The sequence below is a fragment of the Rhodanobacter ginsengisoli genome, assembly GCF_042657065.1.
In the GTDB taxonomy this organism is placed as follows: Bacteria; Pseudomonadota; Gammaproteobacteria; order Xanthomonadales; family Rhodanobacteraceae; genus Rhodanobacter; species Rhodanobacter ginsengisoli.
Genome location: NZ_JBHSNF010000002.1, coordinates 451,616 through 476,876, shown reverse-complemented (window position 1 = coordinate 476,876; position 25,261 = coordinate 451,616). Strand labels below are relative to the sequence as shown.

Annotated in this window: 26 protein-coding genes; 11 read left to right on the top strand and 15 right to left on the bottom strand. The window is 65.5% G+C overall.

Annotated features, from left to right (window positions below; all coding sequences use genetic code 11):
• The first annotated feature begins 666 nt into the window (after positions 1 to 666).
• On the top strand, positions 667 to 2,097 hold the full coding sequence (locus ACFPPA_RS11420) for a carbohydrate-binding protein (RefSeq protein WP_377319927.1): 1,431 nt from the start codon (positions 667 to 669) through the stop codon (positions 2,095 to 2,097).
• Between the two features lie 138 nt (positions 2,098 to 2,235).
• Positions 2,236 to 2,580 carry a zinc ribbon domain-containing protein YjdM gene (locus ACFPPA_RS11415; RefSeq protein WP_377319925.1) on the top strand — a complete coding sequence of 115 codons (345 nt, stop codon included), beginning with the start codon at positions 2,236 to 2,238 and terminating at the stop codon, positions 2,578 to 2,580.
• Between the two features lie 23 nt (positions 2,581 to 2,603).
• On the opposite strand, the gene ACFPPA_RS11410 is transcribed toward ACFPPA_RS11415, so the two are convergent.
• From ACFPPA_RS11410 to ACFPPA_RS11365, 10 genes are all read right to left on the bottom strand, one after another.
• Positions 2,604 to 4,085 carry an ABC transporter permease/substrate-binding protein gene (locus ACFPPA_RS11410; protein WP_377320693.1) on the bottom strand — a complete coding sequence of 494 codons (1,482 nt, stop codon included), beginning with the start codon at positions 4,083 to 4,085 and terminating at the stop codon, positions 2,604 to 2,606.
• On the bottom strand, positions 4,085 to 4,861 hold the full coding sequence (locus tag ACFPPA_RS11405; RefSeq protein WP_377319923.1) for an ATP-binding cassette domain-containing protein: 777 nt from the start codon (positions 4,859 to 4,861) through the stop codon (positions 4,085 to 4,087). Before ACFPPA_RS11405 ends, ACFPPA_RS11410 begins: the two co-directional genes overlap by 1 nt.
• 36 nt (positions 4,862 to 4,897) lie before the next feature.
• Positions 4,898 to 6,145, bottom strand: coding sequence for a putative bifunctional diguanylate cyclase/phosphodiesterase (locus tag ACFPPA_RS11400; protein ID WP_377319921.1), 1,248 nt, complete (start codon positions 6,143 to 6,145; stop codon positions 4,898 to 4,900).
• Between the two features lie 49 nt (positions 6,146 to 6,194).
• Complete coding sequence (locus tag ACFPPA_RS11395; RefSeq protein ID WP_377319919.1) at positions 6,195 to 7,382, bottom strand: HD-GYP domain-containing protein; 1,188 nt, start codon at positions 7,380 to 7,382, stop codon at positions 6,195 to 6,197.
• Positions 7,383 to 7,839: 457 nt separating this feature from the next.
• On the bottom strand, positions 7,840 to 8,265 hold the full coding sequence (locus tag ACFPPA_RS11390; RefSeq protein WP_377319917.1) for an organic hydroperoxide resistance protein: 426 nt from the start codon (positions 8,263 to 8,265) through the stop codon (positions 7,840 to 7,842).
• 88 nt (positions 8,266 to 8,353) lie between these two features.
• A complete protein-coding gene (locus ACFPPA_RS11385; protein WP_377319915.1) occupies positions 8,354 to 8,821 on the bottom strand; it encodes a MarR family winged helix-turn-helix transcriptional regulator in 468 nt (155 codons plus the stop codon).
• Positions 8,822 to 8,984: 163 nt separating this feature from the next.
• Positions 8,985 to 9,653 carry a DUF4396 domain-containing protein gene (locus tag ACFPPA_RS11380; protein ID WP_377319913.1) on the bottom strand — a complete coding sequence of 223 codons (669 nt, stop codon included), beginning with the start codon at positions 9,651 to 9,653 and terminating at the stop codon, positions 8,985 to 8,987.
• A 122-nt stretch (positions 9,654 to 9,775) separates the two neighbouring features.
• A complete protein-coding gene (locus ACFPPA_RS11375; RefSeq protein ID WP_377319911.1) occupies positions 9,776 to 10,540 on the bottom strand; it encodes an alpha/beta hydrolase in 765 nt (254 codons plus the stop codon).
• Between the two features lie 279 nt (positions 10,541 to 10,819).
• Positions 10,820 to 11,305, bottom strand: coding sequence for a DUF5329 family protein (locus tag ACFPPA_RS11370; protein ID WP_377319909.1), 486 nt, complete (start codon positions 11,303 to 11,305; stop codon positions 10,820 to 10,822).
• Positions 11,306 to 11,338: 33 nt separating this feature from the next.
• Complete coding sequence (locus ACFPPA_RS11365) at positions 11,339 to 12,895, bottom strand: phospholipase D family protein (RefSeq protein WP_377319907.1); 1,557 nt, start codon at positions 12,893 to 12,895, stop codon at positions 11,339 to 11,341.
• Positions 12,896 to 13,410: 515 nt separating this feature from the next.
• Here ACFPPA_RS11365 and ACFPPA_RS11360 point away from each other — a divergent pair.
• Positions 13,411 to 13,935 carry a hypothetical protein gene (locus ACFPPA_RS11360; protein ID WP_377319905.1) on the top strand — a complete coding sequence of 175 codons (525 nt, stop codon included), beginning with the start codon at positions 13,411 to 13,413 and terminating at the stop codon, positions 13,933 to 13,935.
• A 28-nt stretch (positions 13,936 to 13,963) separates the two neighbouring features.
• Here ACFPPA_RS11360 and ACFPPA_RS11355 read toward each other — a convergent pair whose 3' ends face one another.
• The 3 genes from ACFPPA_RS11355 to ACFPPA_RS11345 form a co-directional block, all read right to left on the bottom strand.
• On the bottom strand, positions 13,964 to 14,347 hold the full coding sequence (locus ACFPPA_RS11355) for a hypothetical protein (protein ID WP_377319903.1): 384 nt from the start codon (positions 14,345 to 14,347) through the stop codon (positions 13,964 to 13,966).
• A gap of 58 nt (positions 14,348 to 14,405) precedes the next feature.
• Positions 14,406 to 15,206: an SDR family oxidoreductase gene (locus ACFPPA_RS11350; protein WP_377319901.1), complete on the bottom strand. Its 801-nt coding sequence runs from the start codon at positions 15,204 to 15,206 to the stop codon at positions 14,406 to 14,408.
• A 146-nt stretch (positions 15,207 to 15,352) separates the two neighbouring features.
• A complete protein-coding gene (locus tag ACFPPA_RS11345) occupies positions 15,353 to 15,922 on the bottom strand; it encodes a lipocalin family protein (RefSeq protein ID WP_377319899.1) in 570 nt (189 codons plus the stop codon).
• 144 nt (positions 15,923 to 16,066) lie between these two features.
• Here ACFPPA_RS11345 and ACFPPA_RS11340 point away from each other — a divergent pair, with 144 nt between their 5' ends.
• From ACFPPA_RS11340 to thpR, 5 genes are all read left to right on the top strand, one after another.
• On the top strand, positions 16,067 to 16,258 hold the full coding sequence (locus ACFPPA_RS11340) for a CsbD family protein (protein ID WP_377319897.1): 192 nt from the start codon (positions 16,067 to 16,069) through the stop codon (positions 16,256 to 16,258).
• Positions 16,259 to 16,437: 179 nt separating this feature from the next.
• Complete coding sequence (locus tag ACFPPA_RS11335) at positions 16,438 to 17,364, top strand: ABC transporter ATP-binding protein (RefSeq protein ID WP_377319895.1); 927 nt, start codon at positions 16,438 to 16,440, stop codon at positions 17,362 to 17,364.
• Positions 17,361 to 18,122 (top strand): ABC transporter permease, encoded by a 762-nt coding sequence (locus ACFPPA_RS11330; protein ID WP_377319893.1) that lies wholly within the window; start codon positions 17,361 to 17,363, stop codon positions 18,120 to 18,122. The genes ACFPPA_RS11335 and ACFPPA_RS11330 overlap by 4 nt, the downstream gene beginning before the upstream one ends.
• A gap of 314 nt (positions 18,123 to 18,436) precedes the next feature.
• Positions 18,437 to 19,288, top strand: a complete 852-nt coding sequence (locus ACFPPA_RS11325) for a DUF3014 domain-containing protein (protein ID WP_377319891.1) — start codon at positions 18,437 to 18,439, stop codon at positions 19,286 to 19,288.
• Positions 19,289 to 19,422: 134 nt separating this feature from the next.
• Positions 19,423 to 20,013, top strand: coding sequence for an RNA 2',3'-cyclic phosphodiesterase (gene thpR / locus ACFPPA_RS11320; RefSeq protein ID WP_377319889.1), 591 nt, complete (start codon positions 19,423 to 19,425; stop codon positions 20,011 to 20,013).
• Positions 20,014 to 20,065: 52 nt separating this feature from the next.
• On the opposite strand, the gene ACFPPA_RS11315 is transcribed toward thpR, so the two are convergent.
• The gene (locus ACFPPA_RS11315; RefSeq protein WP_377319887.1) at positions 20,066 to 20,521 is read right to left on the bottom strand and encodes a cupin domain-containing protein; all 456 of its coding nucleotides are present in this window, start codon (positions 20,519 to 20,521) and stop codon (positions 20,066 to 20,068) included.
• Positions 20,522 to 20,776: 255 nt separating this feature from the next.
• Here ACFPPA_RS11315 and ACFPPA_RS11310 point away from each other — a divergent pair, with 255 nt between their 5' ends.
• On the top strand, positions 20,777 to 21,289 hold the full coding sequence (locus ACFPPA_RS11310) for a DUF1697 domain-containing protein (RefSeq protein ID WP_377319885.1): 513 nt from the start codon (positions 20,777 to 20,779) through the stop codon (positions 21,287 to 21,289).
• 63 nt (positions 21,290 to 21,352) lie between these two features.
• Here the strand turns inward: ACFPPA_RS11310 and ACFPPA_RS11305 are convergent, their stop codons facing one another.
• The gene (locus ACFPPA_RS11305) at positions 21,353 to 22,924 is read right to left on the bottom strand and encodes a carbon-nitrogen hydrolase family protein (protein ID WP_377319883.1); all 1,572 of its coding nucleotides are present in this window, start codon (positions 22,922 to 22,924) and stop codon (positions 21,353 to 21,355) included.
• Between the two features lie 205 nt (positions 22,925 to 23,129).
• On the opposite strand from ACFPPA_RS11305, the gene ACFPPA_RS11300 reads away from it, so the two are divergent.
• Positions 23,130 to 23,807 carry an NAD-dependent epimerase/dehydratase family protein gene (locus tag ACFPPA_RS11300; RefSeq protein WP_377319881.1) on the top strand — a complete coding sequence of 226 codons (678 nt, stop codon included), beginning with the start codon at positions 23,130 to 23,132 and terminating at the stop codon, positions 23,805 to 23,807.
• 618 nt (positions 23,808 to 24,425) lie between these two features.
• Positions 24,426 to 25,202 (top strand): TenA family transcriptional regulator, encoded by a 777-nt coding sequence (locus ACFPPA_RS11295; RefSeq protein WP_377319880.1) that lies wholly within the window; start codon positions 24,426 to 24,428, stop codon positions 25,200 to 25,202.
• Positions 25,203 to 25,261: the final 59 nt, after the last annotated feature.

Here is a 25,261-nt window from a genome sequence, read left to right as displayed (position 1 = left end):
GGGATGTCCCCGGTCGGCGGCGCCACCGGCGCCGGTGGAGGCTTGCGCTTCCCCATGCGCGCATGACCGGGTGGCGCTGCAACCACGCCGACATCCGTCGGGCTGGCGTGGAACGGCGGAGCAACCCGTCCTCGTTCGTGAAAATCGCCATTTCGACTCGAAAAGATATCGTTGTCATCCTTGGCTGATGATTCGTCAGCGCGCCATGCCGAAGGCGTTGCTCTGGCGCGTTCCGATGTGGTCATTTCTGTCGGGGCCGCATCTTCATCGGCTGACGATCTTGCGGGATATGGTTGGAAAGTGGCCCTTGATTGCAGCGCATTTGCAGGTCTCTCCGAGCCAGTCACCTGCGTGCAGGTCGTCACACTTTGGAAAATGTCTTATAGACAACGTTGTCATTCAAGCCTAAGACAGGACAGTCACACACATAAAAAGCGGTATCGCGCAGGGACGCAGCAAGGTGACGGGATCCCCACCCGCCTGGCCGATGGAACACGGCCCGAACTCGCCTTCATAACTCACTCGTAGCGATGTAATTCCTACAGGAGACATCTCATGTTTGTGAAACGATCGGCTGTGTGGTCAGGCTTGGCCTTGAGCGTCCTGGGCAGTGCCATGGGGACGGGATTGTCGGCGACTCTTCTCGCGGCAATACCGGTTGGGTCCGTGCAGGCACAATCCATTCCCGCCTGCGCGGCGGCCTGGAATGCGACAACGGCTTACAACGGCGGCAATACCGCCAGTGAAAGCGGCACGAACTATCTGGCGAACTGGTGGACGCAGGGTGATGATCCGGCCAACGACAGCGGTCCCGCCGGCAGCGGGAAGCCCTGGACATCGCAGGGCGCATGCGGTGATTCGTCGGGTTCCGGTTCCGGTTCCGGCGGCTCCGGCTCAGGCGACTGCGATGCCGGTTGGAGTGCGACCACGGCCTACGGCGGCGGTGCCCTGGTCAGCGAAGACGGGGTGAACTACGAGGCGAACTGGTGGACCCAGGGCGATGATCCGGCCACGCACAGTGGCGCCACGGGTTCGGGCCAGCCGTGGGCGGTGCTGGGATCGTGCACCGGTTCGGGGGGCGGTGGCACGGGCGGCGGCTCCGGTGGCGGCACGGGCGGAGGCACGGGCGGCGGTTCAGGCTCTGCGGATGGCCTGCTGTTCAGTCCCTACAAGGACGTCACGATCAATCTGGACTGGAATACCAACACGATGCGTTCGGCGGTCACCGGCACGCCGATACCGCTGGTGGGTAGCGGCGGCCTGGTGGCCACCACGGTGCCGAACCTGGGCGCAATCACGCTGGCGTTCGCCTCGGGCGAGTGCGGCAGCGAAAACTGGGGTGGCATTCCGGGGGCAACTTTCGCCAGTGCGAACATCCAGCCGCTGGTCGATGCGGGTCTGGAGTACGTGGTTTCGACCGGAGGCCAGGCGGGCAGCTTCACCTGCTCGACGCCGGCTGGCATGGCGCAGTTTCTTTCCCGCTACATGTCGCCACAGATGGTCGGGGTGGATTTCGACATCGAGGGTGGCCAGAGCCAGGCGCAGATCAACAACCTGATCTCCAACGCAGCCTATGCGCATACCCTGTACCCGAACCTGCGTTTTTCCTTCACGCTGGCGACGCTGGCGGCATCGGACGGCAGCCATGGTGGCCTGAACAGTGTCGGCGACATGGTGGTACGGGCGGTCACTGCGGCGAACCTGCCGAACTACACGATCAACCTGATGGTAATGGACTTCGGTTCGGCCAGCCCGGGGGTCTGCGTGGTGGCGAACGGGCAATGCGACATGGGACAGTCGGCGATCCAGGCGGCGCAAAACCTGGAGTACACGTACGGGGTCCTGGCCAGCCGGATCGAACTGACCCCGATGATCGGCATGAACGATGTCTCCAGCGAAGTCTTCACCATCGCCGACGTCGACACCGTGATCGACTATGCGGCAAGCCAGGGTCTGGCCGGAGTGCACTTCTGGTCGCTCGACCGCGATACGCCGTGTCAGGGTAGCAGCGGATATGCCTCGCCGACCTGCAACTCGGTCGGCGGCACGTCACCGCTGCAATACACCGACCGCTTCCTGCAGGATCTCGGCCGCTAGCTGACGGATGGCCTGCCCGGCGCATGGACGTCCATCTCCATGCGCCGGGCGTTTCGTATCAGAAACCGATGCCCGAGGCGACCGTGGTGTGACCACCTATACTGGGCATCCGCCGAAACGAACTGCCAGGATCGACCGATGTCCGATACCCCCGCCTGCCCGCTGTGCGCCATGGAAAACGTCTATCCGGATGGCGACAACCTTGTGTGTGCCGATTGCGGCCACGAGTGGCCGATCGTGGCGGACGCGAATGTTGCCGACAGCGCGATGGTCGTTCGCGATGTCAACGGCAACGTGCTCAACAGCGGCGACACCGTCACGGTGATCAAGGACCTGAAGGTGAAGGGGTCATCGATTCCGCTGAAGCAGGGCAGTGTGATCCGCAACATCCGTCTGGTCGATGGCGACGACGAGCACATCGAGGGCAACTCGGACAAGATCAAGGGACTGGTGCTGAAGGTGTGCTTCCTGAAAAAGGCCTGAGTTCGGCGCCGCTGGCGTTCCGCTCACTGCCGCGCTTCCATGCGCAAGCCGCGCGGGGTCAGCCAGCGTTCGATGCCCTCGAACAGGCCCTGCACCAGCAGCGCCAGCGTGGCGGCCGGGACCGCGCCCTCCAGGATCAGCCCGATGCTGTCCAGCCGGATTCCGGTGAGGATGGGTTGGCCGTAGCCGCCGGCACCGATCAGGGCAGCCAGCGTGGCGGTGCCGACGTTGATCACCGCGGCGGTCTTGATGCCGGCCAGAATCGAACGGGTGGCCAGCGGCAGTTCGATCCGGCGCAGTCGTACGCCGTGCGGCAAGCCGAGCGCCGCGGCCGATTCGCGCAACTCCGGTGCGATCCCGACCAGGCCGGCATGCGTGTTGCGCACGATCGGCAGCAGGCTGTAGAGGAACAGCGCGGCGATCGCCGGCCAGGTGCCGATGCCCAGCAGCGGGATCATGAACACGAACATCGCCAGCGAGGGCACCGTCTGCAGAATGCCGGTCGCGCCGATCACCAGCTGTCCAAGCCGGCGCCGGCGCGCGGCCAGCACACCCAGCGGAATCGCCAGCAGCACGGCCAGGCCCAGTGACGCCGCCACCAGCTCGACATGCTCCACGCTGCGCTGGAACAGGCGCTGCCACAGGCCGCGCCGGCTGTCGTCGGTGCGGACGCCGAGGAAGTCCGCGGCCACCGCGCTTTCGCTTGCGCCGTGCAGTTTCACCTGGGCATTCATGCGGCGCATCGCCCGCGCATCGATGCGCCCGGCGAGATGGCGCAGCACCGTGACGAACGCCGGCGAGCTCTGCTCCAGGGCCAGCCGGTACAGGTACACCGCCTCGTAACGCGGAAAGTAGTGGCGATCGTCGATCAGGGTGCGCAGGTGGTAATAGGGGATCTCCGCGTCGGTGCTGTACAGGTCGATCGCATCGACCGCCCCGCTGGCCACCGCGCGATACGACAACGCGTGATCCATGCCGCTCACCCGGGTCTGCGGCAGTCCGTAGCTTCGGCGCAGTCCGGGCCAGCCGTCGCCCCGGTCCAGGAACTCGTTGGACAGGCCGAGGCGCAATGCCGGATGGTCGCGCAGGTCGGAAATTCGCGTGATGCCCAGCCGGGCCGCCTCGTCGTCCCGCATCCCGATCGCGTAGGTGTTGTCGAAGCCGAGCGAATCGGTGATGCCGATGCCCATCGGCTCGAGACGCTTGCGCAGGCTGGCGATGTCGGCGTCGGCCGGCATCCCCGCGAGCAGTTCCTGGGTCAGCGTGCCGGTGTATTCCGGATAGGCGTCGATCTCGCCTTGCTGCAAGGCGCGCCAGAGAATGCGCGTGCCGCCGAGCTCGCGCCGGTGCACCGCTTCGATACCGGCATCGCTTGCGCTGACCCGCGCCAATTCTCCCAGGATGACCGATTCGGTGAACTGCTTGGAGCCGATCCGCACGGGCGCGGCTTGGGCCAGCCCGGGCATCAGCAGGCAGAGCAGCAGGAGCGATCGAAGGCGGCGCATCATGGCGTCTCCGGCAGGCGTCGTTGCGCCTCGACGAAACGGCGGACGAAGTCGCTGGCGGGATGGTCGCGCAACTCCTCGAAGCTCCCGTCCTGAACGACCGCGCCCCGGCGAAGCAGCACCAGCCGGTCGGCGAACCACGCCGCCTCGGCCAGGTCGTGGGTGACCACGATCACCGTCTTGCCGAGTTGGTCGAAGATATGCTTCAACTCGTTCTGCAGTTCATGCCGCACGATCGGATCGAGCGCGCCGAGTGGCTCGTCCAGCAGCAGCGCATCGGGATTGGCCATCAGTGCACGCATCAACGCCACGCGCTGGCGCTGGCCGCCGGAAAGTTCGGCCGGGTAGCGATCGAGCGCGCCAGGCGGCAGATGGGTCAACGCCGCGAGTTCCTCGGCGCGGGTACGGATGTGCTCACGGCTCCAGCCGAGATACTGCGGCAGCAAGGCCAGGTTGCCCAGCGCGGTGAGATGGGGGAACAGCCCGCCGTCCTGGATCACATAGCCGACGCGCCGCCGCAGCGCCAGCACATCGGCCGGTTCCAGTCGGCGCCCGTCGATCCGGATACAGCCGCTGTCGGGCTGGTCCAGGCCCAGCAGCAATCGAAGCACGGTGGATTTGCCCGAGCCGCTGCTGCCGATCAGCGCCGTCGTGCTGCCCGCGGCGAAGTCCAGCTCGATCCGGTCGAGTGCGCACACCTTGCCGTAACGCTTGCTGGCCAGCTCGACCGTGAAGGCGATGCCGGCGGTGGTCTCGACATCAGGCGGCGCAGACATCGGCTTCAACCCAGGCTGTGCACTTGCACCGGATGGTCATGGGGTCGGCTCGGCGGCAGTGAAACGCGCGATGAAGTCGGCCGCCGGCTCCGGTCGCCCGAGGTAGAAGCCCTGGCCGAAATCACAGCCCATGTCGGCCAGCATGTCCTGCGTGGCCCGGTTTTCGATGCCTTCGGCGATGGTCGTCAGATCCATGTGGTGGGCCATGTTGACGATGGCGCGAACCAGCTTGGCGGTGTGGGGTTCGTTCTGCATGGCGCAGATCAGCGACTGGTCCAGCTTCAGCTCGGTGGCCGGGAACTGACGCAGATAGGCGATCGAGGCGTAGCCGGTACCGAAGTCGTCGATCGCGATGCGGATGCCGTGATCACGCAGGCGGCGCAATACCTGCACGCTCACCTCCAGATCGTTGACCAGCGTGGTTTCGGTGATTTCCACCACGACCGAGGTCGGGGCGACGCCCCAGATCTCCAGCGCGCCGATGAGCTGCTCGACCATGCCGGGCCGCGAAAGCACACGGGGCGAGAAGTTGATGGAAAAGCTCAATCCGCGCGAGGCAGGCAAGCTGGCGACATGTCGCAGGGTGGCGTTGACGCTCCAGCGGGTCAGCACCGAAATCAGATCGCTCTGTTCGGAGAACGGCACGAAGTTCGCGGGGGAGACCTCGCCGTGATGCTGGCTGCTCCAGCGCGCCAGCGATTCGGCCCCGGCAATGCGGTTGGCCTGCAGGTCCCAGATCGGCTGGAAGAAGACCTGCAGGCGGTTGGCATCCAGGGCCTCGCGCAATTCCTCGTAGAAGATCTCCACCTGGGTATCGTGCGGCTGGTAGACCGCGCACAGTTCGCCACGCCGTTGGGCTTCATCCAGCGCCATGCCGGCGCGGCGGCACAAGCGGTCCGGGCTGGGACCGTGTTCCGGATGCAGCGCGATGCCCATGATCGGCCGCACCAGCCATGGCGAGGTCGTGCCACGCAGCGGCTGCTCGAATGCCTGGATCAGGCGGGTGCCGGCCAGCAACGCGTGATTGTGATTGAGCATGGCTGGCAGCAGCACCACGAAACTGTCGTCGCCGGCGCGGAACACCTGATCGACCGGTCGCAGCGACTGCCGGATCAGCTCATGTGCCGTGGCTTCGGCCTGTTCGCCCTGCTCGTAACCGAAACGCAGGCTGATCTCGCGCAGGCCCGGTACGCGCAGGATCAGCACGGCGAAACGTTCGCCCGTGGCGGCATGAGCCAGGACCCGTTCGGCGATCGCGCCGAATATGCTCTCGCGGTTCAGCATGCGGTTGCCTCCGGCCGCGGGACGCGCACGGGTATCGCACCGATCCGCGTCATTGCAGAAACAGCCGGGCAGCGTCGATGTCGTAATCACCCACCGCCAGGCCGCGCACGATGTCGACGGTCTCGTTGTTGCCCAGGCTCATCAGGTCGACCGGTCGAAAATCGGTCAAGGGCTGCTTGGCCGGCGTGCTCAGGATGGCCACTCGCGGGCGCAGTCGGCGGACCTGGTTCTGCGCCATCACGATGGCTACCTCGCCAGTGCTCAGTTCGACCAGCGAACCGGTCGGATAGACCCCCAGGCAGACCTGAAGCTGTTCGATCATCGCCGCCTGGAACAGGCTGCCACGTGCGGCGTAGATCTGTCGCAATGCCCGGTGCCGCGAGATGGCGGCGCGGTAGGGGCGCACGCTCGACATCGCATGGTAGGTGTCGATGAGGCCCAGCATGCGCCCGGTGACCGGAATGGCGTTGCCGGCCAGCCCGTCGGGATAGCCGCTGCCGTCATGCCTTTCATGATGGGTGCGCAGGATATCCAGTACATCCTGATTGGTGATGTCGGACTCCGCGACGATCGCCAGGCCGTGTTCGACGTGCGAGCGGATGGTGTTCACGTCGTCCGGCGACAGCGTGCCCTGGTATTGCAGCAGTGATTCGGGCAGGCGGGTCTTGCCGACGTCCATCAGCAAGCCACCGGCGGCCAGGCTGAAGATGGTCTCCTCGTCGAAGCCCAGGTGGCGTCCGAAAGCCGCGCCGAGCGCACTGCAGCTGATCGCGTGGTTGTATGAATAATTGTCGTGCCGGCGCAGGCCCTCGATCAGGAAAAAGGCATCGGCGCTGCGCAGCACGCTGGCCACCAGCGGGCGCACGGCCTGTTCGACATGCTCCACCGACAGTTCACGCCCGCTGGCGAGGTCCTCGAAAATGTCGTCCACGATCTTCGAGGCCGTGTCGAGTGCGGCGCGTGCGCGCGGCGCCTCTTCCTCGATCGGCACGGTGTCGGCGTAACGCATCGAACTCTTGAAGCGACTGCCGGACAGTTCGGTACGCGTGAGTGCCTGATGCGGGTCATACGAAACCAGCCGGTGCGCATCGACATACACGACCTGGCACAGTCGGCGCAGCGTATCGATGTCTTCGCGACTGTTGAGCTCGACGCCCTGCAACGGGAAGGGTGTGTCCTTCCAGGGGCGGTCCAGTCGGCAAACGAACATGCCGATCTGCAGATCGGCCACATTCATGCGAAGTTCCTCGAGCTCAAAAGCCACGCGTTACCTCATGCCTGGGAAGCCGGCCCGCGACGTTCATGATGGAATGCGATGAGCATCGGGAACATGGTGCGGACCTCGTCATGAAACTGAACCGAGCGTATCAGTATTCGCCGATGCAGGGGCAACCGGATGACAACGGGTTCGCCCTTGTACAGCGCTGTCGCGTGGCTGGTCCGGGCATGCCTTCGATGGATGCGCATGTCGATCCCGCGTCGCGCGTCATGCCATGCGGGCACGGTCACTCCGACGGCAGCTTGCAGCGGCCGGGGCCGATGCGCCGCACCGGCCACCCTCCGGCGACCACGTCTGTTCCGGCGCCTGCCTGTTCGGGCCGGACGCGCCACGGCAAGCGGCGGCGACCCGGTGAGGTCGCCGCCGCTTGATGTTTCGCGGTTTCGCCGCGTCCGTGCTCGCCGGGGCCGGCGCCTCAGACGACGGTCAGCTTGACATCGATGTTGTTGCGGGTGGCATTGGAGTAAGGGCAGACGATGTGCGCTTTCTGCACCAGTGCCTCGGCGTCGGCGCGGGGCAGGCCGGGGATCGAGATGATCAGTTCGACCTCGATGCCGAAGCCCGTGGGGATCTGGCCGATGCCGACCTGGCCGGTCACCTGGGTATCCGCCGGCAACTGCAGCTTCTGCTGCGCCGCCACGAACTTCATCGCGCCGATGAAGCAGGCGGAATAACCGGCCGCAAACAGCTGTTCCGGGTTGGTGCCATCACCGCCGGCGCCGCCGAGTTCCTTCGGCGTGGTCAGCTTGATGTCGAGGACGTTGTCGGATGACTTTGCCCGGCCGTCGCGACCGCCGGTGGCGGTGGCTTTTGCGCGGTACAGGACATTTTCGATGGACATGGGTGTCTCCTTGGTGGGTGGGATGTTGCTGAAAATAAGTAGCCAACTATTAAATAGTGCACTATACAAAAAGAGAAAGAAAAGCCGATCAGCCTCCGCCGGCCAATTTGGCCCGCAAGTCCTGCAGTTCCGTTTTCAGGTGCATCAGCTCGGCGGGGGTGCAGCGGGAGGCGCAGAACACGGATTCCTGCACCTTGCCAGCCTTCGCCTGCAGGCCTTTGCCACGCGCGGTCAGCGACACGACCACGTGCCGTTCGTCGTCGCGTGAGCGCAGTCGCGTCACCAGCCCGGCGGTTTCCAGCCGCTTCAGCAGTGGCGTCAGCGTGGCCGAATCAAGGAACAGCCGCTCGCCGATCTCGGACACGCTCAGGCTTTCGTCTTCCCACAGCACCATCATCACCAGGTACTGCGGATAAGTGATGCCCAGCGGTTTGAGCAGCTTGCGATAGACCTTGTTCATGGCCAGGCCGGTCGAGTACAGCGCGAAGCACAGCTGCCCATCCAGCCGGGGCGGGGACGCTGTGGCAACCGAGGGGGAGGGCTTGTTCCCGTTCATGGTTGCGCATATTACATAGCACGCTACTGAATTGCAAGCGATCTTTTTGATGCCACCGTTGGACGATGGTCGAGCGCCACGCGTCCTGGTGCCGTCGTAGCGGAGCTCCAGTGGCTCTGGCGGGACTCCCGGCCGGACCGGTTCCTGCCCGCGCGGCAGGTCGTTACATTGGCTGCTTGATGCCGCGACGAAGCAGCCAGGCGTTGACCGGCCAGGCGGTGACGAAGCCGATCAGCATGGCGATCTGCATCATGAACCAGAACACCGGGGTGCCTCTGCCCGGCGGGTCGTCGAAGATCCCGAACGTGGCGATCGCCATCCAGCCATACATGCCTGCCTGCCATGCGATCAGCGACAACGTGTCGGCCTTGAGTGCGGCCAGCAGTGCCTGCGTCGGCGACTTGTCGGCCATCGGCCTGATCGTGAAGTACTGGAAAGCGATGCCGAGCGCAAAGGCAAACGCGAAGTCGAGCACCCAACCGGTGAGCACGGTGCTGCCGAACAGGGTGAACGGCAGCCACGGCAGCAGCGATTCCGCGACGATGTCACCCAGGGTGCAGCCACTGCCGCAATGGGTCGCGGCCAGTGCCACGTCTTGTGCGAAAGGCTTCGGCGCTGTGTCGGCCAGGTGTCGCGACGATCTCGCACGGCCGATGCGGTAGTACGCCAGCACCGCGAGCGGCCCGGCGTAGAGTGCGGTGATCGGCCAGACCAGATTCATGATCCACATCCGCTGCCGATGGCCGCGCACGATGTCCAGCGTGATCCACAGGGTGCATGTCATGGCCGTCGCCAGCGCGACGACGGTCATGGCGGTGAGCCAGACCGGCATGATGGACTCCTCGATGCGGGTCGGCCTTTATCGTGCGGACCAGCCAGTCCATACGGGGTGAAATCGAGCGGCTGCGACGGCAGCTGACGATTCCGAAGACGCTGTGCGGTCCGCAGGCGTGTTCAATGATCCGCTGCAGGTGCGGCCAGCAGCAGCACCCGGCGCATCGCCGGCTGCCACAACTTCCAGTTGTGGTGGCCTGGCAGCATCAGCACATGGGTGCGGGGCAGTTGCGGACTCATCAGCTCGATCGCTCCGCGGAAATGCTCGTCCGCGCCATAGGCGAGCCAGGTCGTCTGCGTACGCCCCGGATCGGCCGACCAGTGCTTGAGATAGCGCCACAGCTCGCGCTGGAACGTGTCCGGCCCCAGCGGCTGCACCGGCCCGGGTTGCCACGCCGCCAGGCCACCGGCGTCGCGGATCTCCTGCTGGATCGCGCGATCGCCCAGATAGGGCGAGAGCAGCAGCATGCCGTCCAACTGGCCGGGATAGGCCCGGTCGTACAGCAACGTACCCATGCCGCCCAGCGAGATGCCGGCCAGCCATATCTGGCGGTAGCCGTGCGCCTTCAGCGGCGCGATCACTTCGTCATGCAGTCGCCGGGTGGCCACGCCCGTGGTGTAGTAGGGCATGGTCAAGCCGGTGAGGATCACGTCCGCGTCCGGCCAGGCGCGCTGGATGATCTGCGCCGCACCGTGCTGCTGCAGCCCGGTCAGGTCGTCACCCCGCCCGGGCAGCATCACGACCACCCGTTGTGCCCGTTGCGGGGCGTGCACAAGTGCGGTGGGGATCGGTCGGGTCGCGTCGCCGCGCGCGGCACAGCCGCCCAGCAGGGTGAGCGACAGGAGCAGCAGACAGCCATACAGCCGGTAACGTGGGGGCATCATGATTTCTCCCGGAAAGTTCGCCATGTCTGGCTGATCCCGCAAGCACGTTCACGGTGATCCGCATGCCGTACGCGCCACAAGGTTGCGGGCGGGTGATCCGGTGAGGCGCACGTGCGTCGCATCGGGTGTCCGCACCATCGCACTTCCCGCCCGGGGTTGCCAGCAGGGGAGGCGTGGTGCGGCAGGGGGTATCGCCCGTTTGCGATGTCGTCCAACGGCGCTGGACCGTATCTCGCGGGGCAAGCTCGTCGGCAGCCGCAGGGGCTGTCGGGAAAGCGCTCAGGGCGTTTGCAGGAGCGGTCCCGTGGGGTGGGAATAGGTGCTCAGCTTGTGCCGCAGGTAGGTGGCGGAATCCACCGTGTGGCCGTCGGCAAAGCGGATCGTGTACTTGATCCCGGAAACCGACGAGCCGGTGCCGCAATAGACGATGAAGTCTTCCGCGCTCTTTACCCGGCTGCCGGCGAAGCGCAGCTTGAGCCGCATGTGATCGGCTGCCTTCGGTGCGTCGTAGGCCTTGCCGTTGCGGATGAAACTGGCGTCCTTCAGCGCGGCCACCGAAGCGATCAGGTAGTCGATCTTCTGCTGCTCCAGTGCCTGCTGCTGTTCCGCTTGCTGCGGGGCCGCAAGTGGCGGCTGGCCGAATGCCGGCGTCAGCAGCAGCATCGCGCATAGCATCGCTGCCGCCAGCCGTTGCGGCAGGCGTACGCAGCAGGCCGGGCTGTCCGCAGGGGTGTCGCGCGTCGCGTGGTTCGAGACTGGCCGCATGGGGGCATCATCCTTTCATTGGAGCGGGTGGGATCAGAGCAGGCCTTCGATCGGCAGCAGCTTGAGCAGTTGCACCTCGACCCGGCGCTGCATGGTGGCATCGGGGTCGTGGTCGTAGATCACCGGCTTGCCGTCCTTGCTGGCCTGCCATTGCATGGCCCCGGCGTGTGGCGAGCCGGCGGGAAGCAGCACCACGTGATAGGCGCTGGCTGGCACGATGGCGGCGTCGAAGAACCGGGTCACCGCCTGCGCCAGCGGCGCGGAGTCGACGATGATGCCCATTTCCGTATTGAGCAGCCTGGAGCGCGCATCCATGTTCATCGAGCCGATGAATACCTTCTGCTCATCCACCACGACGGCCTTGGCGTGCAGGCTCACGCCGGAGGAAGTGCCGGCGGTGCTGGCCGGCTGCGGTGCGCCGGCGGCCGGGCGCAGCTCATACAGCTGCACACCGCTTTCGAGCAGCGGGCGGCGGTAACGCGAGTAGCCGGAATACACCGCCGGTTCGTCGTTGGAGGCGAGCGAGTTCGTCAGCACCTTTACCGCCACGCCGCGCTCGGCAATGCTGCCGAGGTAGCGGGTGCCGCTGTCGCCCGGAATGAAATACGGCGATATCAGCAGCAGGCTGTGCTGCGCACCGTCGGTCATCGCCTTGATATCCGGGCCGATGCGCAACTGCGGCTGATCCTCCTGCATCTCGACCTTCTCGGGCTGATCCGCCACCAGGTTGGCCGGTCCCCAGAACCACTTGCCGGGGTTGTCCGCGGTGGCGCCGTTGTAGTCCTCGTCCAGGGCCGCCTGGGCATAGTCCGACTGCGCGAACACGCGGGCATCACGTGCCAGATCCGTGCGCAGCTTCGCCAGGTCGTAGTGATCGGCGTGCTTGCCAAACGCGCTCACCGGGTAGGCCTCATCGCAATTCCAGTATTCGTCGAACGCCTGCGATGCCTGTTTCACCACCGGGCCGATCGCAACCAGGTCGAGATCACGAAAGTTGGTGGCGTCGCCGGCATCGAAATAGTCGTTGCCGATGTTGCGGCCGCCGACGATCGCCACGTTGCCGTCGACGATGAACGACTTGTTGTGCATGCGGCGATTGAGCCGGTGCGCGTCGAGCAGAAACTGGGTGGCCTTGGACAGCATGGAGGGATTGTGCGTGGCAAACGGGTTGAACAGGCGCACCTCGATGTTGGGGTGCCGGTCCAGCGCATCGAGCATGCCGATCGTGTCGCGCACGTTGATGTCGTCCAGCAGCAGGCGCACGCGCACGCCGCGATCCGCCGCCTGAAGCAGCCGTTGTGCCACCAGCCGTCCGGTCTCGTCGTTGTCGAAGATGTAGTACTGCAGGTCGATCGAGTGCTGCGCATGATCGGCCAGCACCACCCGGCTCAGCAGCGCATTGGTGCTGCGCGTGAGCAGGCGGAAGCCGGACTTGTCCATGTGCCTCGCCACCTCGGCGTGCACGTAGCGCGCACTCGGCGTGGTCGTGGTCGGCCGCAACGCCTTCGACGGCTGTTTGATCACGCCGGGGCGTGGCGGTGAGCATGCCGCCAGTGCAAGCCCGACAAGCGCCATCCCAACGGTAGTCATGAAACGTCGCATGCAAAACCCCTCGCCAGTCTGTTCAATTCGACCTGTGACTCCGTTCAGCAACCGCCTCCAGGCGGTCCGGCGCACGGGCTTCCACTCTCGCCTGCGGCCATTTGAGCGCAGGCTTCACGTTACTGTGCGCATGCGCCCGTGAATACGGCGCGACCGTGTCGGCCCGAATACGCGCGGTTGGTGCGGCCTGCCTGTGGCTCGACAACGCCGCCAGGCCAGGAATCGGGCTCATGCCGCGCGCTGCCATTGCCAACCGCACGCCGGTCTCCCTATGCTGGCCCGTGGCTCCGTGGGAACCGGATGGCGCGGGAGCCACCGGCCTTGACCGGTGGCGGGCGGACATGGTGGTGGCAGCAAGCGTTGTCACAGAAGCCTGGCGGAGTCGGCGAGCAGGCCGGTGTGAAAGGTGTCGCATGGCATGTCGAGGGCGATCATGCCGCTGAGTCGATACCGCGTGGTCAGGGGGCGGGGCATCGCATCATCAAAGTACGGGGGAAAGTGGCATGGGGAACGAACACGGTTCGATTTCGCTGCGCATGCTGCTCGGCATCGCCACGCTGCTGATCGGAGTGATGCTGTTGATCGTCCATCACAGCGTCGTTCAGGGGCGCGCTGCTGAATCCACCGAGGTGAAGTCGCCTGTCGTCGCGACGAATCCGGTGCCCGCGATGGTCGACACGGTCGCGCTCGATGCCACCCGGCGAGCGTGGATCGCCCATGACCTTGCCCGGGCGGCACCGTTGTTCGAGCAGTGGACCAGCGCCGCCGACCTGGCTAGGTCGACCTCCGTGGCGCAGCTGCAGCCGCGCATCGTGGAGTTGCAGGATATCCGCCGGCGTTACGTGGCAGTGCAGCTGTCGGCCGCCTGCGCGGTGCAGCTGCAGCGGGCCCGGGTGGATGCGATGGATGCACACATCACTTACTTCATCGCCCTGAAGGAGCACTGGCCAACCGCGCCAAAACGGCTGGAACAGGCCGAGCAGGCCAGCCGCGCCGCGAGTGCCGCCAGCACGGCCTGTCGCACCTGAGGCGAAGGCTGCTGCCGACGCATGCCGGTCAGGGTGCCCAGGGCGTCATGCCACGGGTACGCCACCAGGCCAGCACGAACAGCGTGGCGAACAGCAGATCCATGGCCCCGGCGGCCAGCATCAGGGGAGACAATCGCTGCTGCAGGTAGAGCACCAGCATCGCGCCGCCGAACGCGACCTTCTCCAGCGTGGCCGGCAGCATCAGCGGGCGATGGCGCAAGGGATCGCGCCACAGCAGCAGGAACGCCAGTTGCCAGGCCAGCGCCACTCCGATGAAGCCGTAGTAGTACTCGGGGTGGGTGATGGCCGGAGGCTGATCACGTGCCACGACCGCCTCCCGGAAGTACATCGGCAACAAGGCCAGCACGCCATAGATGGCGGCCAGCAGGAACACCCGACGCGCAAATTTCATGGCCGATTCCCCTGGTCGAAAGCCGGCGGACGCGACGTCCGCCCGGCGCAGGCCATGGTCACACGTATTGCATCTTCACTGACATGCCGCCGTCGACCACGAAGTGCTGGCCGGTGATGAAACCGGACGATGCCCCGAGCAGATACACCACCAGTGCACCGATGTCCTCGGGCGTGCCCACGCGGCCGACCGGATGCTGGGCGTGATCGAGCCGGCTCAACTGCGGAGCATGCCGTGCGCCGGGCTTGCGCCAGCCGTCAGTGGCGATCCAGCCGGGCAGGATGGCGTTGACCCGCACGTCGGGGCCGGCACTGATGGCCATGGCATGGGTCAGTGCCAGCAGGCCACCTTTGCTGGCGGCGTAGGCCTCGGTGTCGGGTTCGGATTGCAGGGCCCGGGTGGACGCGATGTTGACGATGCCGCCGTGCGCAAGGGTCAGGTCAGGCAGTGCATGCCTGCTGCACAGGAACGCCCCGGTGAGGTTGCTGGCCAGATAACGGTTCCAGTCCGCCAGCGCAAGGTCAGTCAGCTTGCCGCTGTGCGGCTCCGCGATGCCGGCATTGTTGACCAGTCCGTCGATGCGACCGAAGCGCCTGCGCGCGGCTGCGATCCAGCGTTGCACGCTGGCTTCGCGCGAGACATCCAGCCGGCCGAAGGCGGCGCGGCGACCCACCCGCCATTCATCGAGACAGGCGCGGCCGGCAACTACATCGAGGTCGCCGATCAGCACGCTACCGCCGGCGCCGAGTACTGCCTGCGCGATGCCACGCCCGATACCCTGGGCGCCGCCGGTGATCAGCACCACGCGGCCGCGCAACGGTCGGGCGTCATGTTCGGTGATGGCAGGGGGCGATGTCATTCCGAGCGGGTTGGGGGGGGGCGGGTCATTGTGCACAAGATGTGGCGATGATGTGCGGGTTCGTCGCCTGCGATGGGACGGTTGGCCAGGCCCGGGGTGTTGGCCGGGCACTCCAGCCGACGGCATTCCCATGCGCCGGCAGCCGCTCAATCCAGCGGCGCCATCATCACCAGCTGGTCGACCGGATAACCGCGTTGCCGGGCGCGCTCCCTGATGCGCTCGAACAGCACTCGATCCATGCTGTCCTTGCGCGCGAGTATCCACAGGCGCTTGCGGCCGGGACCGCCGACCACGGCCCATTGATAGTCGGCATCCACATCGATCACCCAGTAGTCGAACCATGCCTGCGGCAACCAGGTCAGCCAGGCGGGCGCAAAGCGGACCTTGAATGCACCGGGGCGGCCCGTCTCGATCTTCGCCACGCCTTCGGCGACCTTGATTCCGTCACGGGTGCGACAGGTGTTGTGTACGTGAATGCTGCCATCGGGGTTCGGCGTATAGGTGGCGATGACGGCATCCAGACAGCGGCGCTGGAAGAACGTCGGCAGATGGGCGATCTCGTGCCATCGCCCGCTGTAGCGGGCGAGGTCAAGCGTCTGCACCGGACGGTTCGGCAGGGTGGTTGCCGAAAGCGCGAGTGCGAAGAACAGCATGACGATCGCAAGCAGCGGGCGGAACATGGGTGTCTCCGGATGCAATGGCACAGCCTTGCTCATCTGCTCTCCATCGCTCGATATGCGTGACGGGGGCGGAGATGAACGTCAGCCGCGGAGGGGAACATTCCAGTCACGAATTGTCGACCGACCAATATCCATATTCCGTCGACGTCTGCAATCCCGCAGACCGGTGGAGAGAAAAGCATGGACAAGAATCGTACCGAGGGTACCAAGCACGAGATCAAGGGCGCCGTGAAGGAAGTGGTCGGCAAGGTCAGCGGCAACAAGGTCAAGGAAGTCACGGGCAATCTGGAGAAGAACGCGGGCAAGCTGCAGAAGAACATCGGCAAGGCTACGGACGACGCCAGGCGCGAACTGGAAAAGCGGCGCGGCTGAGTGCATGGATCGGGACGGGCTCCTCCAGCCGGCCCGATTTCGCGGGCGCCCTCGTCGGGGCGCCCGCGGCCGCTTTCCCTGCCGGCCTCACCGCGTCGCGGATTTTCGCGGAAGGTGGCGAGGAGGTTCGCGCAGGCATACCATCGGCTGCTCTTCAGACACCTGGACAAGGATTCTGCGTGCAGCCGATCATCGCCGTCCGACAACTCAGCAAGACCTACGCCTCGGGATTCCAGGCGTTGAAGCCGATCGATCTGGAAATCCGCAAGGGCGAGATCTTTGCCCTGCTCGGTCCGAACGGTGCCGGCAAGACCACCCTGATAAGCATCATCTGCGGCATCGTCAACCCCAGTGGAGGTACGGTGCTGGCCGACGGACACGACGTGGTGCGCGACTATCGTGCCGCCCGCGCGAAGATCGGCCTGGTGCCGCAGGAACTGACCACCGATGCATTCGAGACGGTGTGGAACACGGTCAGCTTCAGCCGCGGCCTGTTCGGCAAGGCGGCCAATCCGGCGCATATCGAGAAGGTGCTGAAGGAACTGTCGCTGTGGAGCAAGAAGGACAGCAAGCTGATGACGCTGTCCGGCGGCATGAAGCGCCGGGTGATGATCGCCAAGGCGCTGTCGCACGAGCCGCAGATCCTGTTCCTCGACGAACCCACCGCCGGTGTCGACGTGGAGCTTCGACGGGACATGTGGGAGATGGTGCGCGCGCTGCGCGCCAGCGGCGTCACCATCATCCTGACCACTCATTACATCGACGAGGCGGAGGAAATGGCCGACCGCATCGGGGTGATCAACAAGGGTGAGCTGATCCTGGTCGAGGACAAGGCGGAGCTGATGAACAAGCTCGGCCGCAAGCAGCTGACCCTGCAGCTGCAGAATCCGCTGCAGAGCATTCCGCCTGCGCTGGACGGCTACGCACTGGAGCTGTCGGCCGATGGCCACCAGCTGGTCTATCGCTTCGACACGCAGAGCGAGCACACCGGCATCGACGGCCTGCTGCGACGGCTGGCCGAGGCCGGCATCGACTTCAAGGACCTGAAAACCAGCCAGAGTTCGCTGGAGGACATCTTCGTGGACCTGGTGAGGGAGCGCGCATGAACATCTACGCGATTCGGGCGATCTACCTGTTCGAGATGGCGCGTACCTGGCGCACGCTGCTGCAGAGCATCGTCTCGCCGGTGATTTCCACCTCGCTGTATTTCGTGGTATTCGGCTCGGCGATCGGCTCGCACATGGCCGCGATCGACGGAGTCAGCTATGGCGCTTTCATCGTGCCGGGGCTGGTCATGCTGTCGCTGCTGACGCAGAGCATTTCGAACGCGTCGTTCGGGATCTATTTTCCGAAGTTCGTGGGCACCATCTACGAGATCCTGTCGGCGCCGGTTTCGCCGTTCGAGATCGTGGCCGGCTATGTGGGGGCGGCGGCGAGCAAGTCGATCATCCTGGGCGCGATCATCCTGGTCACCGCACGGTTGTTCGTGTCGTTCCAGATTGCGCACCCGCTGTGGATGCTGACCTTCCTGCTGCTGACCGCGCTCACCTTCAGCCTGTTCGGTTTCATCATCGGCATCTGGGCGGACAATTTCGAGAAACTGCAGCTGGTGCCGCTGCTGATCGTCACGCCGCTGACCTTCCTTGGCGGCAGTTTCTACTCGATTCACATGCTGCCGCCGTTCTGGCAGAAGGTCACCCTGTTCAATCCGGTGGTTTACCTGATCAGCGGCTTCCGCTGGAGTTTCTACGGCGTCTCCGATGTCAGCCTCGGAGTCAGTGTGGGCATGACCCTGGTGTTCCTGAGTGTCTGCCTGGCGCTGGTGTGGTGGATTTTCCGCAGCGGTTATCGGCTGAAGGCATGAGTGGGGTCGGCGTATCGTCCGCGATCACCTCCCCGCGTCGAGAGCCGAGCAGACGACCGCGGGACGGGGTGATATCGGATCCCTGGAAGCGACCGAGGGCGGCATGGGGCACCTGCCGCAGGTCGCGATAACCGATCACCAGCCGCCGGTTTTGTGTGGCGTTGCGGTGCAGCCACGATTCCGCCAGTGGATAATGATCGCTGCCGGGCGCCGGTGAGGCGCTGGTACGTGATCATCGTATCTGCCATGTCGGATGAACGAATCGTGCCCGCACAAGTCCAACTGAATGTCGAAGTGCTGAAACGGGGAAGATCATGAGCAAGCAAGCATCGATAGGCAGCTGGATCGGGGCCGTGGTGGTGGTACTGGCCGTTGTCGTGGCAGGCGTCTATCTGGCGCGCCGGGCAATGCACCTGGAACATCAGGCGGCGAACGTGCCCGCCGCGGCGAGCTCCGCTGCCCCGAGCAGCACCGCTGCGCCGATCCAGCACCCGATCAGTCAGGCGAACACCGGGCCGGCGGCGGCGTCGACGGCCGCGTTGCCTGCGCTGGACGACAGCGATGCCAGCGTGGCTTCGACCCTCGCCCGGCTGGCCGGCGGGGCCGACCTGTCACCGCTGCTGGTGCGCCAGCAGATCATCCGGCACATCGTGGCCACGGTGGATGCGATGCCGCGTCACGACCTGGGCGTGGGCGTGCTGCCGGCGCGTACCCCGAAGGGCGCGTTCATCACCGCGGAGGTCGACGGCCGGAAGGTGATCGGCAGCGAAAACGCCGCGCGCTACGCGCCTTACATGCAGGTTGTGGAAGACGCCGATCCGCAGGCCCTGGTGGCTTGGTACGTGCAGAGTTACCCCCTGTTCCAGCAGGCCTATCGGCAACTGGGCTATCCGAAGGGCTATTTCAATGACCGCCTGATCGCGGCCATCGACAACCTGCTGGCCACGCCCGAGCTGGCCCAGCCGGCTGCGCTGGTGCCCTCCAAGGGGTTCTACGCGTACGCCGATCCCGCGCTGGAATCGCTGTCGTCGGGACAGCGCATGTTGCTTCGCAGCGGCCCAGCCAACGAGGCGAAGATCAAGGCGAAGCTGCGCGCGATCCGCGTCCTGCTGACCGCGCAGGAGATGCCGGCGACGCCGGCCTCCACCGCCGCCGCGGCCGGCTAGGTTCATTCGTGCGGAATCGGAAGCGGGTGTGATCCAGCCGATGAACGTTCAGTCCGCTGCATGGGCAGGTGCATCCTGCTAACGTGCGGCGCTGCCCGCCATCATGCGGCGCAGACAGCTGGAAGCCGAAGGCCATGCACTCTCATTCCACCGAACATCCCCAGCTCGACCTGCTCGGTGGTACCGATGCCCGGCCGGCCGAGCTGCATCGACTGTTCTTCGCACTGCTGCCGAACGAGGCAGCCCGCGGGCAGCTGGCACGGGCAGCGGCCGCGTTGCGGGCCAGCCATCCCGGGCTGCGCGCTCGCTGGGTGCATCCGGCCCGTTATCACGCCACGCTGCATTTCCTGGGCAACCATGCCACGTTGCGGCAGGACGTGGTCGATGCCGCCGTGCTGGCGGCGGGTAGGTCCAGCGCACCGGCATTCGAGTGGACCTTGTGTGGCGCCGCCAGCTTCCGCGGCCGCCAGCCGCCCTGCGTATTACGCGGACCGAGCGTGCCCGAAGCGCTGCAGCAACTGTGGCAGGACTTGCGTCATGTGCTGACGCTGGCCGGGCAGGGCAGATACCTGGAACGCAGCTTCACGCCGCATGTCACGGTCGCCTACAGCCAGCACGAGCTGCTGGATGACACGCCGATCGAGCCGGTGCGATGGATGGTCGATGAGTTCGCCCTGATCCACAGCGTGGTGGGCCGGCCCGATTACCAGGTACTCGCGCGCTAGCCACTGGCGGCGGCGGAGTAACGCCGCCGGTCGAGGGTCCGGATGCGGACACTCACGGGTATGTCGTGCCGTCCTTGTGTGCATAGGTGCCGACTTGCGAGTCCCATGCCAGGTCGACGTCGGGGTAATGGCACTTGTCGATGTCGCTGCGGCTGCCGATTTCCAGATAGACGGCCATCTCCGTCCCGCGATTGATCAGGTGGTGGGCATCGGCGTGGTTCTTCGGGAAGGCCGCGCAATCATTCGCTCGCAGGTTCTGTTCGCCGGCATCGGTGACCAGGATCAGCTCGCCCGACAGGACGTAGACGAATTCGTCCTCGCTGCTGTGCCAGTGTCGCTGGCTCGACCACGCACCCGGCGGGAGCTGGGTGAGGTTGACGCCGAAATCGGTCAGCCCGCCCGCGTTGCCGAGCGCCTGCTTGATTCGCTGGCCGGCGGCCGCCGCGAACGGCGCCGGATAGCCCGAGCCCTTGCGTCGGGGGACGGTGGCGATGTCGATTTTCGGCATGGTTGTCTCCAGCGGGGGGGCTTGCCGCCAGGCACCGGAAGGATCCGGGCCCGGATCAGCTGATTGTCCAATTTTTCAGGTTTCGGTGGGTAGCTGGGTTGCACGCGAAGTAGTCCATGAAGGCTGGCGCCAACTCGACATCTGATCCGGGAGTGGGGTGATCGGGTGGGCTGTCCCGGGTGGCCGCGAGGTGCAGTTGAACGTGTCGGTGCCAGCGGTGAAACTGAGCGCTCCCGAGGGCCAGGCGATCGAGACATGACCAGCTATGTGGCGTTGTTGCGCGCCGTCAACGTGGGCGGCACCGGCAAGCTGCCGATGGGCGAGCTCAAGGCCATCGGCGAGGCCGCCGGCTTCACCGACGTGCGCACGTATATCGCCAGCGGCAACCTGCTGTTCACCAGCAAGCTGGCCGAGAAGGCGGTGAAGACGGCGCTTGAGCGGTTGTTGCAGGACCATGCGGGCAAGCCGGTCGGGGTGATGGTACGCACGGCCGCCGAACTGGCAGCGGTGCTTGCAGCCAACCCGTTTCCCGAGGCAGCCGGCAATCGCGTCGTGGCGATTTTCCTGGATGCCCCGCCAGCGGCGACGACCCTGCGTGACGTCACCGGGGCGAAGGATGAACGGCTGGCTCTCGGCCGACGCGAAATCTACGTGCATTACGGTGATGGCATGGCCGATTCACGCCTGAAGATCCCGGCGGGAAAGGCCGGTACGGCACGCAACATGAACACCGTCGCCCAACTGGCTGAACTGGCCGCTGCCAGGTAATCACATGGGCGTGGACGATGCTGGCGGGGGCGGCCAGGCCGCCCCGCGGAGGGGCCGCATCGGCTAGACCACCGTGATGTGTTCGACCGGTACCTTGGCGGTGAGTTCGTACAGGTCGTGGCGGCGATCCAGCAGCGGGCGCACCGAGGCTGACTGGCGCTGGATGTCGAGCGCTCCCAGGTCGAGGTCGGCGATCACCACGGTCTGCGTGTTGACGATGCCTTCGGCGGCGATGCCGTTCATCGGGAAGGCGAAGTCGCTCGGCGTGCAGATCGCCGCCTGGCCGAAGTTGATCGACATCGACGGGCTGTGCGACAACCCGCCGACATTGCCGGACATCACCACGTAGACCATGTTTTCCACCGCCCGCGCCTGGGCGCAGTAGCGCACGCGCAGGTAGCTCTTGCGCTCGTCGGTGGCGAACGGGTTGAGGATGATGTCGACGCCGTGCTCGACCAGCATGCGCACCAGTTCCGGGAACTCGATGTCGTAGCAGACCACGATGGCCAGCCGGCCGATCGCGGTCTCGAACACCTTGATGCCGTCGCCCGGGGTGATGCCCCAGTATTCGCGCTCGGCCGGCGTGATGTGCAGCTTCTCCTGGGTATAGGTGCCGCCGCTCGGGGTGTACAGGTGGGCGACGTTGCGCATGCCCTTGTCGGTGCGCACCGGCGTGGTGCCGCCGACCACGTGCAGCCGATGGCGCACCGCCACGTTGCGGAACAGCGCGTCGATGCGCGGAGCCAGTGCGGCAAGCTGCTCGACCGCGTCGAGCAGCGCAATGCCGCGGGTGAAGGTGGAGTACAGCTGGGCGGTGACGAATTCGGGAAACAGCAGCAGGTGGGCGTCGTAAGTCGCGGCGCTTTGCGCGAAGTATTCGATCTGCTCGGCGAAGTCCTCGAACGTGCCGATCCGGCGCTGGTCGTACTGGGTCGCGCAGACCCGGACATGCCGCGCGGTACGACGCACCGGTGCGCCGGCGATCAGGCGCTTGCGTGGCTGGTAGTCCGCATTCGGCATCACCAGGTGGGTGGCATACCCCAGGCTTTCCTGATCGTCGAGGTAGCCGTAATGCACGCCCTCGACGGCGTAGCCGGCATAAAGGTGCGCATTGAGCGCCGGGTCCCCCAGTTCCCCGGATTTGACCTTGTCGACATACTCCTGTGCCGTCAGCTGGCCGCGATGCGCGGCATAGCCCGGGATGCGTCCGCCGGCCACCATCTGCTTCAGGTTGTGCCGCTTCATCAGGGTCCGCCGCGCCTGGTACAGCAGGCGGGAGACACCCTTGCCCTGCCAGTCGGGGTGCACCGCGATGTCGGCGCCGTACAGGGTCTGGCCGGCAGGATCGTGGGTGCTGAAGGTGCCGTAGCCGGTCATCTCCGCGTGGTTGTGCCAGGGACTGTCGTCATCCAGCTGCACGATCAGGCTGGTCGCGTAGCCGATCACCTGGTCGTCCAGCACGGCCACCAGTTGCCCGGTGGGGAAGGCGGCGATCTGCAGCGAGAAGTTGCGCTCGTTGGCGATGTTCGATGCCGGCCAGGCCGCATAGGCGGCCCTGGCCACGGCGGCGATGGAGGCGGCATCGTCAGCCCTGGCCGTACGAACCTTGATCGAGTGGGATTTGGAGGAGGGCATGGAACTGGCCTTGTGGGGTCAAGTGGGGAGGGCCGGTCGAACAAGAGACCTCACGGGGTCGTCCCGCGCTGCCTTGAAGCCAGTCGGTGAACCAAGTAAGCCCGTTGTGCCGGGTCCCGGCAAGCGCCGGATGAGCGGGTGCTCTCGCGGCCGGATGCTCGGGCTATCCTGCAGTCTGTGCCTTCAAGATGGAAAGGGTCCAGCCATGAACGTCCTGCTGTTTGGCGCGACCGGCATGGTCGGTCAGGGAACGTTGCGCGAATGCCTGCTCGCCGACGATGTGACCCTGGTGCAGACCGTCGGCCGCAGCGCGACCGCCCAGCGGGATCCCCGGCTGCGCCAGCTGGTGCATGCGGATCTGTTCGACTGTTCGGCGATCGAGGCACAGCTCACCCCGTTCGATGCGTGCTTCTTCTGCATCGGGGTGACCTCGTCCGGCATGTCCGAAGCGCAATACACCCACTTGACCCATGACCTGGCGATGGCCGTGGCACGAACCCTGGCCAGGTTGAATCCGCAGATGACCTTCGTCTACGTTTCCGGCGCCGGTGCGGACAGCAGCGAAACCGGCAGGACGATGTGGGCGCGGGTGCGTGGACGGCTTGAAAACGCCTTGCGCAGGCTGCCGTTCAAGGCGGTGTACGTGTTCCGGCCAGGCCTGATCCAGCCGTTGCACGGCATTCGTTCAAAGACCGCCGCGTATCGCCGGTTCTACGGGTTGATCAGGCCGCTGCTGCCGCTGCTGCGTCGGTTGATGCCGGACACGGTGCTGAGTACCGAGGTGGTCGGGCGCGCGATGCTGGAGGTGGCGCGCCATGGAGCGCCCACTGCGGTGCTGGAAGCAGCGGATATCAGCAGGGTCGCGCGAAGTCGCTCGGCCTGATTGTCCAGGGGACACTTCCGAATTCGCCGTAGTGTCCGCATGGTGCGCGAGGTGGGGGCCTCACGCTGCTGGCTGCCGCTGGAAGTCGATGCCTTGCGACCTGATGTACTGATGGCGCGACGACGTGAGCCCTGATCATGGAAGGCGCTGCGGGACTATGGGGAGGGAGGCCAGGTGGGGGCAACGATTCCGCAAGATCCTGCAAGCATGCCGTCGGCGGTGACGTGCCGGGCATGGTCGTGTCGTCGTCCGGTCGGCACGGTCGGCACGGTCGGCACGGTCGGCACGGACGCGATCGTGAACGCCCGCCTCGGGTGGGCACTTGGTCGTGCGGATTGCGACATGGTATCCAGACACTGGTTTTGGTCGGGGGCACGCTGTCTTTGCGGCAGTGCGGCGCAAGCCCGTGCGGTTCGGCAATCGGGCCCTCGCTGGCGTGGTATCAACACCGGATACCGACGCTTGTGCCGATCGCGTCCCTGGCGGACAGGAAAGAGCACCAATCCAGAGTTCCCGGTATTCCGTCCGGATATCGGATCACGGCCGGTGGCAGGAATCCTCCGCGCCGGCCACGCAGCAGTGACCTACTGCAAAACCCAACTCCGCAGGAGATTTCAAATGAATACCAGCTTTGAACGTACCGGCCCGCTGACTGAATTGACCAGCTATCCGCAATGGGCCCAGGACATGGTGGCCGATTGCGAAAGCACCAAGCAGAGCGTCGTGGAGCATCGCCTGTGGGAAAAAATGATTGACGGCACCCTCGGCAAGGTGGGGACCGCCAATTTCATGGTGGGCATATGGCCGGTGATCGAACGCTTCCCGGCCTACATGGCGCAGAGCCTGCTGAAGACGCGGTTCGGCCGCAGTGCGGGAGACAATCTTGCGCGTCGCTGGCTGGTGCGCAACATCCGCGTCGAGCAGAACCATGCCGAGTATTGGCTCAACTGGGCCGAGGGGGCCGGCATCCCCCGCGACGAGGTACTTCACGGGGTGCCGCCACGGGGTACCGAGACCCTGGCCAACTGGTGCGAGGACGTCAGCCGGCGTGACACGCTGGCTGCCGGCATCGCAGCCACAAACTACGCGGTGGAGGGCGCTACCGGCGAGTGGTCGCAACTGATATTTGAGAGTAAAAGCTATGCCGAGAGTTTCCCCGCCAAGATCAGGGCGGGTTCGTTGCGCTGGTTGCAACTGCATGCTGCATATGACGATACCCATCCTTGGGAGGCATTGGAGATAGTCTGTACACTGATGGGAACGGAGCCGGCAGCCGACGAGGTGTCCCACATCGGTGAATGCATCAAGCGCAGCTACACCAGCATGCGGATTCTCGCTGACCGCTGCGTCGAACCGCATCGTGTTCTTGAGGCATTGAGCGAAGCAGCAGCCTGATGGAAAGGCCCGAGCAGTGCCTCGCCTGAACGTGACGCGCCAATCGTGAAACAAGGGAC

Excerpts from the sequence above, each read along its gene's own strand:
- ACFPPA_RS11350 (WP_377319901.1), bottom strand. The coding sequence starts at position 15,206 with ATGACATCGCCCCCTGCCATCACCGAACATGACGCCCGACCGTTGCGC.
- ACFPPA_RS11385 (WP_377319915.1), bottom strand. The coding sequence starts at position 8,821 with ATGAACGGGAACAAGCCCTCCCCCTCGGTTGCCACAGCGTCCCCGCCC.
- ACFPPA_RS11390 (WP_377319917.1), bottom strand. The coding sequence starts at position 8,265 with ATGTCCATCGAAAATGTCCTGTACCGCGCAAAAGCCACCGCCACCGGC.
- ACFPPA_RS11315 (WP_377319887.1), bottom strand. The coding sequence starts at position 20,521 with ATGCCGAAAATCGACATCGCCACCGTCCCCCGACGCAAGGGCTCGGGC.
- ACFPPA_RS11355 (WP_377319903.1), bottom strand. The coding sequence starts at position 14,347 with ATGAAATTTGCGCGTCGGGTGTTCCTGCTGGCCGCCATCTATGGCGTG.
- ACFPPA_RS11365 (WP_377319907.1), bottom strand. The coding sequence starts at position 12,895 with ATGACTACCGTTGGGATGGCGCTTGTCGGGCTTGCACTGGCGGCATGC.
- ACFPPA_RS11415 (WP_377319925.1), top strand. The coding sequence starts at position 2,236 with ATGTCCGATACCCCCGCCTGCCCGCTGTGCGCCATGGAAAACGTCTAT.
- thpR (WP_377319889.1), top strand. The coding sequence starts at position 19,423 with ATGCACTCTCATTCCACCGAACATCCCCAGCTCGACCTGCTCGGTGGT.
- ACFPPA_RS11340 (WP_377319897.1), top strand. The coding sequence starts at position 16,067 with ATGGACAAGAATCGTACCGAGGGTACCAAGCACGAGATCAAGGGCGCC.
- ACFPPA_RS11360 (WP_377319905.1), top strand. The coding sequence starts at position 13,411 with ATGGGGAACGAACACGGTTCGATTTCGCTGCGCATGCTGCTCGGCATC.
- ACFPPA_RS11325 (WP_377319891.1), top strand. The coding sequence starts at position 18,437 with ATGAGCAAGCAAGCATCGATAGGCAGCTGGATCGGGGCCGTGGTGGTG.
- ACFPPA_RS11405 (WP_377319923.1), bottom strand. The coding sequence starts at position 4,861 with ATGTCTGCGCCGCCTGATGTCGAGACCACCGCCGGCATCGCCTTCACG.
- ACFPPA_RS11410 (WP_377320693.1), bottom strand. The coding sequence starts at position 4,085 with ATGCGCCGCCTTCGATCGCTCCTGCTGCTCTGCCTGCTGATGCCCGGG.
- ACFPPA_RS11345 (WP_377319899.1), bottom strand. The coding sequence starts at position 15,922 with ATGAGCAAGGCTGTGCCATTGCATCCGGAGACACCCATGTTCCGCCCG.
- ACFPPA_RS11370 (WP_377319909.1), bottom strand. The coding sequence starts at position 11,305 with ATGCGGCCAGTCTCGAACCACGCGACGCGCGACACCCCTGCGGACAGC.
- ACFPPA_RS11395 (WP_377319919.1), bottom strand. The coding sequence starts at position 7,382 with ATGAATGTGGCCGATCTGCAGATCGGCATGTTCGTTTGCCGACTGGAC.
- ACFPPA_RS11330 (WP_377319893.1), top strand. The coding sequence starts at position 17,361 with ATGAACATCTACGCGATTCGGGCGATCTACCTGTTCGAGATGGCGCGT.
- ACFPPA_RS11300 (WP_377319881.1), top strand. The coding sequence starts at position 23,130 with ATGAACGTCCTGCTGTTTGGCGCGACCGGCATGGTCGGTCAGGGAACG.
- ACFPPA_RS11400 (WP_377319921.1), bottom strand. The coding sequence starts at position 6,145 with ATGCTGAACCGCGAGAGCATATTCGGCGCGATCGCCGAACGGGTCCTG.
- ACFPPA_RS11295 (WP_377319880.1), top strand. The coding sequence starts at position 24,426 with ATGAATACCAGCTTTGAACGTACCGGCCCGCTGACTGAATTGACCAGC.
- ACFPPA_RS11305 (WP_377319883.1), bottom strand. The coding sequence starts at position 22,924 with ATGCCCTCCTCCAAATCCCACTCGATCAAGGTTCGTACGGCCAGGGCT.
- ACFPPA_RS11310 (WP_377319885.1), top strand. The coding sequence starts at position 20,777 with ATGACCAGCTATGTGGCGTTGTTGCGCGCCGTCAACGTGGGCGGCACC.
- ACFPPA_RS11375 (WP_377319911.1), bottom strand. The coding sequence starts at position 10,540 with ATGATGCCCCCACGTTACCGGCTGTATGGCTGTCTGCTGCTCCTGTCG.
- ACFPPA_RS11380 (WP_377319913.1), bottom strand. The coding sequence starts at position 9,653 with ATGCCGGTCTGGCTCACCGCCATGACCGTCGTCGCGCTGGCGACGGCC.